This window comes from Hydrogenophaga sedimenti, from assembly GCF_051857515.1.
GTDB lineage: Bacteria > Pseudomonadota > Gammaproteobacteria > Burkholderiales > Burkholderiaceae_C > Hydrogenophaga.
Window position 1 is genome coordinate 156,721 of sequence record NZ_JBPZHA010000008.1, and the last position, 12,156, is coordinate 168,876.

Below are 12,156 nucleotides of genomic sequence, written 5' to 3' on the forward strand. Positions count from 1 at the left end.
CTGGGCAGGGGGACGGCGCCTGTGGCCCGGCGAAGCCGGTTCCACGGTGCCCCCGTTCAATCCGGGTGCACGCGCTCCGGAGCCTTTTCCTCGCTATGACCAAAGACCGTGCACCTAGTCCGCTGACCGCCGCGCCCATGGAGGGTGTGGACGAGTCCACCTGGCTGGACGTGATCCAGAAGATGGACGAGGTCTACACGCGGCTGATCGACGACGAAGTCGAGCTGGAGAAGAAGAACGCCGAGCTGGAGCAGTCGCAGCAGTTCATCGTCAGCGTGCTGACCTCGATGTCGGACGTGCTGGTGGTGTGCGACGAGCGAGGCCTGATCGAGCAGGCCAACGCCGCGCTGTGTGAACTGGTCGGACGCAGCGAAGAGCTGTTGCGCGGCAGCAGCCTGTCGGACCTGCTGGCCGATGCCGCCAGCGTGCAGGCGGCGCGCGAGGCCATGGGCCGTAACGCCGTGCCGCGCTCGGGCCAGGGCATCGAGCTCAACCTGCTGGACCGCCAGGGCCAGGCGGTGTCGGTCGACGCCAGCTGCACGCCGCGCGTGGGCAGCAACGGCAAGCGCGTCGGCACGGTCTGGGTCGGGCGCCCGACGGCCGAGCTCAAGCGCGCGTACCACGAGATGCGCGCCGCCCACGAAGCGCTCAAGCGCACGCAGCAGCAGCTGCTGCACTCCGAGAAGATGGCCTCGCTGGGCCAGCTGGTCGCGGGCGTGGCGCACGAACTCAACAACCCGATCAGCTTCGTGCTGGGCAACGTGCACGCGCTGCGCAAATACTGCGACCGGCTGCAGATGTACATGGCCGCGCTGCACGCGCAGGCCAGCGAAGAGGAACTGCAGGCGCTGCGCCAGCGGCTGCGCATCGAACACCTGATGGGCGATCTGCCCTCGCTGATCGAGGGCACGCTCGAAGGCGCACAGCGCACCGCCGACATCGTGCACGGCCTCAAGCGTTTCTCGGCCATGGACCCCGACGAGCGCAAGCCGGTGAACCTGGTGGAGGTGATCGAGCGCGCGATCCACTGGGTGCAGAAAGGGCGCGCGACCTCGGTGCAGGTGCGCTGGGACCCGGTGCAGACCTGCTCGGTGATGGGCAGCGCCGGGCAGTTGCAGCAGGTCATGATGAACCTGCTGCAGAACGCCTTCGACGCGCTCGCGCGCGAACCCGAACCGATGGTCCGGGTCGAGATGGAGTGCGGCGGCGGCGAGCGCTCCACCGTGCGCATCACGGTGCGCGACAACGGCCCGGGCATTCCGGCCGAACACCTGCTGCGCATCTTCGACCCCTTCTTCACCACCAAGCCGGTGGGCAAGGGCACGGGCCTGGGCCTGTCGATCAGCTACGGCATCGTCGAGCAGCACGGCGGGCACCTGAGTGCGCGCAACGCCGACGGCGGCGGCGCCGAGTTCCTGCTGGAGCTGCCCGCGGCCTAGAGTACGGGGCCCTCACGCTCCGCCGCTTTCGCGGGCCGCTGCCCCTTAGCCGAAATCAAACAGGCGCCGCGGCGTGTCCCACAGGATGGCGCGGCGCGCGGCCTCGTCGGGCACCTGTTGCGCCAGCAGGGCCAGCAGCGGACCGTAGTCGACGCGCGCTGGCGCGCGCAAAAACGGCCAGTCCGAAGCCCACACCAGGGCCTGCGGCGTGTAAGCCTCCAGCAGCGCGCGGGCATAAGGCATCACGTCGGCGTGCGGGAAGGACTGCTGCGATACCTTGGCCCAGCCGGAGAGCTTCACCGCCGCGCGACCCGTGGCCGCGAAGCCGAGCAGCGCGGCGAACCCGGCCTGGTGCGTGCCCTCGGCCGGGCGGGGCCGGCCGCCGTGGTCGAACAGCAGGCGCGCGCCGCTGTCCCGCAGCAGCCCTTGCAGCTCGCAGAGCTGGTCGCCCTCGACCTGCACCTGGGCCCACAGGTCCAGTTCGCGCAACCGCTCCAGCAGTGGTCCGGTGTCGCGGTAGTGGTCGACCCCGAGCAGGGCCACGTTGAAGGCCACGCCGACCACGCCTTGCGCCTGCAAGGCCTGCAGTTCGTCGCGGCTGGCGTCGTTGCGCACCACCGCGATGCCGCGGTAGCGCGTGGGCTGGCGCGCGATGGTGTCGAGCAGGCAGCGGTTGTCCAGGCCGTAGCCGGAGTTGGGGCCGACCAGCAGCGCGTGCTGCACGCCATGGGCGTCGAGCACATGCCCGAGCTGGTCCGGCGTGCCCGTCTCGGCGGGGGCTGGCGTGTACCAGGCGTCGGCGGCGTAGAGGAAACGGGCCGGATCGAACACGTGCACATGGCAGTCGATGCGGGCTTCGCTGGTGCGGGGGATCTGGGTCATGCGGGCATTGTCTTCGAGGCGCCCGGCGACAATCGCTGCATGGAATTGCTGATCGTTTCGCTCGCTTCGCTGTTCGCCGGTTTTGTCGACTCCATCGTGGGCGGCGGCGGCCTGATCCTGACCCCCATGCTGTTCGCGGTGTTCCCGACCACGCACCCGGCGACGCTGTTCGGGGTCAACAAGAGCGCGTCGATCTGGGGCACGGCGGCGGCGACGGCGCAGTACGCGCAGCGCGTGACCATGCCCTGGCACGCCCTGCTGCCGGCGGCGGCGCTGGCGTTCGCCGGTTCGATGGCCGGCGCCTGGACCGTGACCGTGATCTCGCCCGGCTTCCTGCGCAAGGCCCTGCCGCTGGTGCTGCTGGCCCTGCTGATCTACACGCTGGCGCGCAAGGACCTGGGTCGCCACCACACGCCGCGGTTCACGGCGCGCGGCGAGGCCTGGGCGGCCAGCACGCTGGGGCTGGTGATCGGGTTCTACGACGGCTTCTTCGGCCCGGGCACCGGCAGCTTCTTCGTGTTCCTGTTCGTGCGCTGGCTGGGCTACGACTTCCTGCACGCCAGCGCCAGCGCCAAGCTGCTGAACACGGCGTCGAACCTGGCGGCGCTGGCACTGTTCATCAGCAAGGGCCACATCTGGTGGCATTTCGTGCTGCCACTGGCGGCGGCCAACGTGGTCGGCAGCCTGCTGGGCACGCGGCTGGCGCTCAAGCATGGCAGCGGCTTCGTGCGCGTGGCCTTCATCGTGGTTGTCACGGCCCTGATCCTCAAGACCGGTTACGACAGCTGGCTGCGCTGAGCGGCGGCGTCAGCCCGGCGCGCGCAGCGACGCCGGGGCGTTCTCGTTCTCCGAGGGCCAGGGAATTTCGCTGGCCTTGAGCGGCGTGCCGATCGGCCGGCCGGCCTGGCCCTTCTGCACCGCGGCGAGGTCTTCGGGATTGGGGTACTGGTCCTGCAGCAGGTAGTCGAACACCCGGCGCGCGATCGGCGCGGCGCTGGCGGCACCGAAGCCCGCGTTCTCCACCACCACGGCCAGCGCCACGGTCGGCTTTTCCAGCGGGGCGAAGGCCACATACAGCGAGTGGTCGCGCTGGTGCTCTTCCATCTTGCGCGCGTCGTAGCGCTCGTGTTTGCCCAGGCTCACGGCCTGCGCCGTGCCGGTCTTGCCGCCGCTGAGATAGCCCGCGCCCGCGAACACGCGCGTGGCCGTGCCACCGGTGGTGACCCCGTACATGGCCTGGCGGATGAGTTCCACGTGCTCGGGCTTGAAGGCCAGATCGACCGGCGGGGCCACCGCCACCGGATGGCGTGTGCGGGTGACCTCGTCCTCGGTGGCCAGCGCCAGGTGCGGCGGGTAGGACTTGCCGCCGTTGACCAGCGTGGCCATGGCGTGTGCCAGCTGCAGCATGGTGAAGCTGTTGTAGCCCTGGCCGATGCCCAGCGAGACCGTTTCGCCCGCGTACCAGCGCTGCTGCTCGGGGCGCTTGTAGGTCTCGCGCTTCCAGGCCTGGCTGGGCAGGATGCCGCGCAGCTCGCCGCGCAGGTCGATGCCGGTGATCTGGCCGAAGCCCAGCGGCGCCATGAAGTCGTGGATCGTGTCGACACCCATCTCGTTGGCCAGCGAGTAGAAGTACACGTTGCTCGACTCGACGATGGCGCGCCGCATGTCCATCGCACCGCCGCGCTCGTTCTCGGGGCTGCCGAAGCGGTGGCCGCCGAACATGAAATAGCCGGGGTCGTTGATGATGGTGGTCGGCGAGCGCTTGCCCAGTTCCAGCGCGCCCAGCGCCATGAACGGCTTGTAGGTCGAGCCGGGCGGGTAGGTGCCGCGCAGCGCGCGGTTGAGCAGCGGCTTGTCCATCGACTCGTTCAGCGCCTTCCAGTTGTCGGCATCGATGCCCTCGACGAACAGGTTGGGGTCGAAGGTCGGCTTGGACACGAAGGCCAGCAGCTCGCCGTTGTTCGGGTTGATCGCCACCAGCGCGCCGCGGCGGTCGCCGAACATCTCCTCGACCAGCTTCTGCAGCTTGATGTCCAGCGCCAGCACGACCGTGTTGCCCGGCGTGGCCGGCGTGTTGGCCAGCGAGCGCACGGCGCGGCCACCGGCCGAGGTCTCGACCCGGTCGAAGCCGGTGATGCCGTGCAGCTCGCGTTCGTAGTGCTGCTCGACGCCGAGCTTGCCGATGTAGTCGGTGCCGCGGTAGTTGGCCTGGTCTTCCTCGGGCCAGTCTTCGATGTCTTCCTTCTCGCGCTGGTTGATGCGGCCGATGTAGCCCACCACGTGGCTGCCGACCTCGCCGTGCGGGTAGTGGCGGATCAGCCGGGCGCGCACCTCCACGCCGGGGAAGCGGTAACGCTGCGCCGTGAAGCGCGCGACCTCTTCGTCGGTCAGGCGGGTGCGGATCGGCAGCGAGTCGAAGTTGCGCGACTCCTCCAGCAGCTTGCGAAAGCGCCGCTTGTCGCGCGGCTGGATGTCGACCAGCTGGCCCAGCGCCTCGATCGTGCGGTCCAGGTCCTCGACCTTCGAAGGCGTGATCTCCAGCGTGTAGGCCGAGAAGTTGGTGGCCAGCACGCGCCCGTAGCGGTCCAGGATCTGCCCGCGGTTGGGCACCACCGGCAGCACCGCCGTGCGGTTGCTTTCGGCCTGTGCGTCGAAGTCCTCGTGGCGCACGACCTGCAGGTAGACCAGCCGCGCGGCCAGCAGCGAAAACGCCACCAGCACCGCCAGCCCGGCCACCAGGACCCGGGTGCGGAAGTGCGCCAGGTCGGCTTCGACGTTGCGCAGTTCGGTCATAGCGCCCCCACGCTCCGCCGCTGCGCGGGTCGCTGCCCCCCGAGGGGGTGCGAATTCAGCTTGGGGCGGCCCGGCGCTGAATTCCTGGTCTCCACGCTCCGCTGGCGCGAAGTGTCTGGGCACCAGGATGCGGTGGAACCGGCTCTGCCGGGCCACACGCATCGCCCCCTTGAGGGGGTGACGCCGAAGGCGGCGCGGGGGTGTTTCATCTAGAGCGGCCGGTTGTCGTCGGGGTCGGGCGCCCGGCGCTGCGGCGCCAGCAGCAGCACGCTGGCCACCGGCCACAGCGCACCTTCGATCACCGGCGACAGGAAGTAGGCCCAGCCCGGGAACCCGCCACCGGCCACCAGGCGCACCACCAGTTCCAGCAGGTGCGCCGCGGCGAACAGCGGCAGCACCTGGATCGCCTGTGTCGGCACGTCGAACCAGAGCAGGCGGCGGTGCATGAAGACCGAGACGTAGCCCAGCACCGTGTAGGCCAGCGCATGCTGGCCCAGCAAGGCGCCTTGCTGCACGTCGATCAGGAGGCCGAACGCGAAGGCCACGCCGACCCCGATGCGCAGCGGCTGGTGCACGCTCCAGAACACCAGGGCGACGGCGAGCAGGTCGGGCACCCAGGCGGCGCGGCCCCACAGCCCCATGTTCATGAGGATGTTCAGCAGCAGCGCGGCCAGCAGGCTGCCCCAGATGAAGACCGGGTTGGCGGGCAGCAGCAGCTGCTGCCCCGGACGCATGATCATGGCGTCCTCCTGCGCTTGTGCGCCGGGGTGGACGGCTCGGCGTCGGGGTCTTTCTCGGCGCTCTTGTCGGCCGCGTTCTGCGGCGCGGGCGCGGCGGGCAGTCCTTGCCCGACGGGGTCGAGCACCAGCACATGCAGCGCGCCGTGCATGCGCGCCACCGGCACGCAGCTGATGCGGGTGAACGAGGTTTCGGCGCGCCGTTCCACCTTGGTGATGCGGCCCACCGGCAGGCCCGGCGGATAGACACCGTCGACGCCGCTGGTGGTCAGCAGATCGCCTTCGTTGATGTCGGCGTTGGCCAGCGTGTAGCGCAGCTCCAGGCCGTCACCGTCGGGGCCGGGCTGTCCGTAGACCACGTTGCGCACGCCGGTGCGGCTGTTCAGTACCGGGATCGCCTGGTCGCGGTCGATCAGCATCGTCACTTCGGACACCAGCGGGTAGACCCGCGTGACCTGGCCCAGCACGCCCTGGTCGTCGATGACCGGCGAGCCGGGCAGGATGCCGTGCGTCTGCCCGCGGTCGATCACCACCTTGCGCGAATACGGGTCGGCCGCGTCGTAGAGCACCTGTGCGCCGGTGGCCTTGGCATTGATGCGCGGGCGCATGTCCAGCAGCTCGCGCAGGCGCTGGTTCTCCAGTGTGAGCTGCTCGACCTGCTGCGCCCGCTCGGCCTGGGTCGCCAGCTGCTGGCGGGCCTGGGCTTCGCTCTGCTGGGCCGTGTGCAGGCTGGTGAAGTATTCGCCCGCGTGGCTGGCGGCATCGATCGGCTGGAGCACCAGCCACTGCACCGGATACAGGGCGGTGGCCAGCACGGCACGCAGCGGGGTGGTGACGCGAAAACGCGCGTCGGCCACCATCAGGAACAGCGCGATCGCGCTGAACACCATCAGCTTGGACAGCGCCGACGGCCCCTGCTTGAAAAACGGGGGGGGCGTTCGGTCCAGGGTGCCCAGTGGCATGTCGGGTCGGGCAGTGCGGGCAGGCGCCAGGGCGCCGGCACCGGATTACTCGCTGGTGAAGATGGTGCCCAGGCGCTCCATGCGCTCCAGGGCCATGCCACAGCCGCGCACCACGCAGGTCAGCGGCTCTTCGGCCACCAGCACCGGCAGGCCGGTTTCTTCGGCCAGCAGGCGGTCCAGGTCGCGCAGCAGCGCGCCGCCACCGGTCAGCATCATGCCGCGCTCGGCGATGTCGGCGCCCAGCTCGGGCGGCGTCTGCTCCAGCGCGCTCTTGACGGCCGAGACGATGCTGTTGAGCGGGTCGGTCAGGGCTTCGAGGATTTCGTTGCTGGAGATGGTGAAGCTGCGTGGCACGCCCTCGGAGAGGTTGCGGCCCTTGACTTCCATTTCCTTGACTTCGGAGCCGGGGAAGGCCGAGCCGATGTTCTTCTTGATCGCTTCGGCGGTGGGTTCGCCGATCAGCATGCCGTAGTTGCGGCGGATGTAGGCAATGATGGCGTCGTCGAAGCGGTCGCCACCGACGCGCACGCTGCCCTTGTAGACCATGCCGCCCAGCGAGATCACGCCGACTTCGGTCGTGCCGCCGCCGATGTCCACCACCATGGAGCCGGATGCGTCCGACACCGGCAGGCCGGCGCCGATGGCCGCGGCCATGGGTTCTTCGATCAGGTAGACCTCGGAGGCGCCGGCGCCCAGGGCCGACTCGCGGATGGCACGGCGCTCGACCTGGGTCGAGCCGCAGGGCACGCAGATGATGATGCGCGGGCTCGGCTTGAACATCGAGCGCGGGTGCACCATCTTGATGAACTGCTTGAGCATCTGCTCGGTGACGGTGAAGTCGGCGATCACGCCGTCTTTCATCGGGCGGATCGCCTCGATGTTGCCGGGCACCTTGCCCAGCATGGCCTTGGCTTCGTGGCCGACGGCCTGGATGGTCTTCTTGCCCTGGGGACCGCCTTCGTGGCGGATCGACACCACCGAGGGTTCGTCGAGGACGATGCCCTTGCCGCGGACGTAGATCAGGGTGTTGGCGGTGCCAAGGTCAATGGCCAGGTCGGTCGAGAAACTCCGACGGAACGCTTCAAACATGGTGCAAAAAATCCTGTGGGGCACGACCGCCGCTTCGGGTGGCCGTCGCCGTGTGCTGTTCGGGGTGGAATCCGGATAAGTCTTTGATTCAGCGACAAAAACGGCCCGAGAGGCGGTCGGGGTCGCCAAACCTTGGATAATACCGTATCCCCTGTGCATAACTGCACCCAACGGGGCCGAAATCATCTCTTTACAGGCGGTTTCCACCGCGCGGTCTTTCCCGCGAGCCTGTTTCTTTCGACCTACTCCGAGTCCATCCCGTCATGTCCCTGACCCTGACCGACATCGGCCGCATCGCCAACCTGGCCCGGCTGGAAATGCCGCCGGCCCAGGCCGAGCGCATGCTCTCCCAGCTCAACGGCTTTTTCGACATCGTCGAACAGATGAACGCGGTGGACACCACCGGCGTCGAGCCGCTGGCCCACCCGACGGCCGTGATCGATCACGTCAGCCTGCGCCTGCGGCCCGACGTGGCCAGCGAACCCAACAACCGCGAGGCCAACCAGCAAAGCGCGCCCGCCGTCGAGCGCGGCCTGTTCCTCGTGCCCAAGGTGATCGAATGAGTTCCAAGCAGATTCACGAAATGGGCGTGGCCGAACTGGCCGCCGCCATTGCCGACAAGAAGACGTCCAGCGTCGAAGCCGCGCAGGCTCTGCTGGCCCGTGCCAAACAGCATGAAAACTTGGGTGCCTACCTGGCCTTCAACGAAGACCTCACGCTGGCGCAGGCGAAAGCCGCGGATGCCCGCGTGGCCGCTGGCGAGCGCGGCCCGCTGCTGGGCGTGCCGCTGGCCCACAAGGACATCTTTGTCACACAAGGCTTTCCGAGCACCGCCGGCAGCAAGATGCTGGAGGGCTACCAGAGCCCGTTCGACGCCACCGTGGTCGCGAATCTGGCCAAAGCCGGCGCCGTGACGCTGGGCAAGCTCAACTGCGACGAGTTCGCCATGGGCGGCAGCAACGAGAACTCGGCCTACGGCGTGGCCCGCAACCCCTGGGACGCCGAGCGCGTGCCCGGCGGATCCTCGGGCGGCTCGGCCGTGGCCGTGGCCGCGCGTCTGGCGCCCGCCACCACCGGCACCGACACCGGCGGCTCGATCCGCCAGCCTGCGAGCTTCTGCAACGTCACCGGCATCAAGCCGACCTACGGCCGCTGCTCGCGCTACGGCATGGTGGCCTTCGCCTCCAGCCTCGACCAGGCCGGCCCCATGGCGCGCAGCGCCGCCGACTGCGCCACGTTGCTGACGGCGATGGCCGGTCCCGACATCGACCGCGATTCCACCAGCCTGGACCACCCGGCCGAGGACTACACGCGCCTGCTCGGTGCCCCGCGCGAAGGCGCGACCGCCGCGCAGCCGCTCAAGGGCTTGCGCGTCGGCCTGCCCAAGGAATTCTTCGGCGAGGGCTGCGCGCCCGATGTGCTGGCCGCCGTGCGCGCGGCGCTGGCCGAATACGAGAAGCTCGGCGCCACGCTGGTCGACATCTCGCTGCCGCGCACGCAGCTGTCCATCCCGGTCTACTACATCATCGCGCCGGCCGAGGCCTCGTCCAACCTCAGCCGCTTCGACGGCGTGAAGTTCGGCCACCGCGCGGCCCAGTTCGACGACCTGAACGACATGTACCGGAAGTCGCGCAGCGAAGGCTTTGGCCCCGAGGTGCAACGCCGCATCATGATCGGCACCTACGTGCTGAGCCACGGTTATTACGACGCGTATTACCTCAAGGCCCAGCAGATCCGCCGCCTGATCGCGCAGGACTTCCAGCAGGCCTTCACGCAGTGCGACGTGATCGCCGGCCCGGCCGCACCGACCACGGCGTGGAAGATCGGCGAGATGAGCGACGACCCGGTCGCCAACTACCTGGCCGACATCTTCACGCTGCCCGGTTCGCTGGCCGGCCTGCCCGGCATGAGCGTGCCGGCGGGCTTTGGCGCCGGTGGTTTGCCCGTGGGCGTGCAGCTGCTGGGCAACTACTTCCAGGAAGCCGAACTGCTGCAAGCGGCCGATGCGTTCCAGCGCGCGACCGACTGGCACACCAAGACGCCGGAGGGCTTCTGACCATGAGCGAAAAGAAACAAGCTTCCCTGCTGGTGCAAGGCTACGAAGTCGTGATCGGCTTCGAGACCCACGCCCAGCTGGCCACGCAATCCAAGATCTTCAGCCGCGCGCCGACGGCCTTCGGTGCCGAGCCGAACACGCAGGCCTGCGCGGTGGACTTGGCGCTGCCCGGCACGCTGCCGGTGATGAACCGCGAAGCGGTGGCACACGCGATCCGCCTCGGCCTCGCGCTGGGCTCGCACATCGCCGAGCAGAGCGTGTTCGCGCGCAAGAACTACTTCTACCCCGACCTGCCCAAGGGCTACCAGATCAGCCAGTTCGAGATCCCGGTGGTGCAGGGCGGCGAGGTGAGCTTCTTCCTCGGTGACGAAAAGAAGACCGTGCGCCTGGTGCGCGCCCACCTGGAAGAAGACGCGGGCAAGAGCCTGCACGAAGACTTCATCGGCCAGAGCGGCATCGACCTCAACCGCGCCGGCACGCCGCTGCTGGAGATCGTGACCGAGCCCGACATGCGCTCCAGCGCCGAGGCCGTGGCCTACGCGAAAGAGCTGCACAAGATCGTGACCTGGATCGGTGTGTGTGACGGCAACATGCAGGAAGGCTCGTTCCGCTGCGACGCCAACGTCTCGGTGCGCAAGCCCGGCGCGCCGCTGGGCACGCGCCGCGAGATCAAGAACCTGAACTCGTTCAAGTTCATGCAGCAGGCGATCGACTACGAGATCCGCTGGCAGATCGAGCAGATCGAGGACGGTTTCGAGATCCAGCAGGCCACGGTACTGTTCGACCCCGACACCGGCGAGACGCGCGCCATGCGCACCAAGGAAGACGCGGCCGACTACCGCTACTTCCCGGATCCCGATCTGCCGCCGCTGGTGATCGCGCGCTCGTGGGTGGACGAGGTGAAAGCCTCGATGCCCGAGCTGCCGCGCCAGATGGCCGAGCGCCTGGTGCAGGCCTACGGCCTGCCCGAGTACGACGCCACCACGCTGACCCAGAGCCCGGCGATGGCCGCCTATTTCGAGACGGCCGCCAAGGCGTCCGGCCAGGCCAAGATGGCCAGCAACTGGATCATGGGCGAGGTCTCGCGCCGCCTGAACAACGAAGAGAAGGACATCGCCCAGGTGCCTGTCAGCGCCGACACGCTGGCCGCACTGCTCAAGCGCATTGCCGACGGCACGGTGTCGAACAACGCCGCCAAGCAGGTGATGGACGCGCTGTGGGCCGGTGAAGGCCAGGACGTGGACGCCGTCATCGAAGCCAAGGGCCTCAAGCAGATGAACGACAGCGGTGCGCTGGAGAAAATCATCGACGAGGTGATGGCCGCCAACGCGCCGATGGTCGAGCAGTTCCGCGCCGGCAAGGACAAGGCCTTCAACGCGTTGGTCGGCCTGGTCATGAAGGCCAGCAAGGGCAAGGCCAACCCGCAGCAGGCCAACGACGTGCTGCGGCAGAAGCTGCAGGGCTGAGCGCACGCCGCAGAAAGACAAAAGGCCCGCATAGCGGGCCTTTTGCTTGTGGGGGACTCAGGGCTTGATGCCGTAGGTCCAGAGCATCTTGAGTTTGGCCAGCTCTTCGTCGAAGCGGGCGTTGATGCGCTGCTTTTCCAGCGACTGCTCGCTCAGGAAACGGCTCTGCACCTGCACCTGCTGGGTGTTGTCTTCCAGCTTGCGCTTGAGCCAGGCCGGCGCCTTGCTCACATCGTTCTGATAGAACTCCAGTTCCAGATCGATGTCGCGGCGCTGTTTGGACAAGGTGTCGACACGCTTCTTCACCGCATCGATCACATCGTCGATCTGCCTGAGGGCATCGACGCGCTCCTTGTCGTGCACCGTCTGGTTCGGGTAGCGGATCAGCAGCGCCTTGTCGCGCCGCTTCTCTTCGGCGATGCGCGCTCTTTCGGCATCCTCGACCTTGCGTTGCGCCTCCAGCCTGGCCTTCTCTTCGGCGGTGTAGCTGGGCGGCACCACGCGCTTGACCGTGCCGGAGTTGCCCAGTTCCCTTTGCTCGCGGTCGAGGCAGTCGACGATCGGGCGGTCCGAGGTCAGGCGCCGGCCCTTGCCGTCGACGCAGCTGTAGATGCCGCCCGTGTTCTTGTTGTCCTGTGCCCAGGCGGAAGCGCCCAGAACCAGCGCCAGCAGCCCGGCGCCGGTCAGGCGCAGGCCGCGGGAAGCAGCAGCGGTGGTCAGGAGACGGGTCAA

11 protein-coding genes are annotated in these 12,156 nt (G+C 68.5%); 5 read left to right on the plus strand and 6 right to left on the minus strand.

Annotated elements, in window-relative coordinates; genetic code table 11:
* Positions 1–95: 95 nt before the first annotated feature.
* A complete protein-coding gene (locus ACS5NL_RS14600) occupies positions 96–1,439 on the plus strand; it encodes a sensor histidine kinase (protein ID WP_439354597.1) in 1,344 nt (447 codons plus the stop codon).
* Positions 1,440–1,484: 45 nt separating this feature from the next.
* On the opposite strand, the gene ACS5NL_RS14605 is transcribed toward ACS5NL_RS14600, so the two are convergent.
* Positions 1,485–2,321 (minus strand): amidohydrolase family protein, encoded by an 837-nt coding sequence (locus ACS5NL_RS14605; protein ID WP_439354598.1) that lies wholly within the window; start codon positions 2,319–2,321, stop codon positions 1,485–1,487.
* 39 nt (positions 2,322–2,360) lie between these two features.
* On the opposite strand from ACS5NL_RS14605, the gene ACS5NL_RS14610 reads away from it, so the two are divergent.
* Positions 2,361–3,119, plus strand: a complete 759-nt coding sequence (locus ACS5NL_RS14610) for a sulfite exporter TauE/SafE family protein (protein WP_439354600.1) — start codon at positions 2,361–2,363, stop codon at positions 3,117–3,119.
* Positions 3,120–3,128: 9 nt separating this feature from the next.
* On the opposite strand, the gene mrdA is transcribed toward ACS5NL_RS14610, so the two are convergent.
* The 4 genes from mrdA to ACS5NL_RS14630 all read right to left on the minus strand — a co-directional run bounded on the left by mrdA (position 3,129) and on the right by ACS5NL_RS14630 (position 7,902).
* Positions 3,129–5,114 (minus strand): penicillin-binding protein 2, encoded by a 1,986-nt coding sequence (gene mrdA, locus ACS5NL_RS14615; protein ID WP_439354602.1) that lies wholly within the window; start codon positions 5,112–5,114, stop codon positions 3,129–3,131.
* Between the two features lie 209 nt (positions 5,115–5,323).
* On the minus strand, positions 5,324–5,854 hold the full coding sequence (gene mreD / locus ACS5NL_RS14620) for a rod shape-determining protein MreD (protein WP_439354604.1): 531 nt from the start codon (positions 5,852–5,854) through the stop codon (positions 5,324–5,326).
* A complete protein-coding gene (gene mreC / locus ACS5NL_RS14625; RefSeq protein WP_439354606.1) occupies positions 5,851–6,813 on the minus strand; it encodes a rod shape-determining protein MreC in 963 nt (320 codons plus the stop codon). Before mreC ends, mreD begins: the two co-directional genes overlap by 4 nt.
* A gap of 45 nt (positions 6,814–6,858) precedes the next feature.
* Positions 6,859–7,902 (minus strand): rod shape-determining protein, encoded by a 1,044-nt coding sequence (locus tag ACS5NL_RS14630; protein WP_066256228.1) that lies wholly within the window; start codon positions 7,900–7,902, stop codon positions 6,859–6,861.
* 263 nt (positions 7,903–8,165) lie between these two features.
* On the opposite strand from ACS5NL_RS14630, the gene gatC reads away from it, so the two are divergent.
* From gatC to gatB, 3 genes are read left to right on the plus strand one after another with little or no spacing between them, the layout of a single operon-like run.
* A complete protein-coding gene (gatC, locus tag ACS5NL_RS14635) occupies positions 8,166–8,465 on the plus strand; it encodes an Asp-tRNA(Asn)/Glu-tRNA(Gln) amidotransferase subunit GatC (RefSeq protein WP_439354608.1) in 300 nt (99 codons plus the stop codon).
* Complete coding sequence (gene gatA / locus ACS5NL_RS14640) at positions 8,462–9,958, plus strand: Asp-tRNA(Asn)/Glu-tRNA(Gln) amidotransferase subunit GatA (RefSeq protein WP_439354610.1); 1,497 nt, start codon at positions 8,462–8,464, stop codon at positions 9,956–9,958. Before gatC ends, gatA begins: the two co-directional genes overlap by 4 nt.
* A 2-nt stretch (positions 9,959–9,960) precedes the next feature.
* Positions 9,961–11,424, plus strand: a complete 1,464-nt coding sequence (gatB, locus tag ACS5NL_RS14645) for an Asp-tRNA(Asn)/Glu-tRNA(Gln) amidotransferase subunit GatB (RefSeq protein WP_439354612.1) — start codon at positions 9,961–9,963, stop codon at positions 11,422–11,424.
* A 57-nt stretch (positions 11,425–11,481) separates the two neighbouring features.
* Here the strand turns inward: gatB and ACS5NL_RS14650 are convergent, their stop codons facing one another.
* Complete coding sequence (locus ACS5NL_RS14650; protein ID WP_439354614.1) at positions 11,482–12,156, minus strand: DUF4124 domain-containing protein; 675 nt, start codon at positions 12,154–12,156, stop codon at positions 11,482–11,484.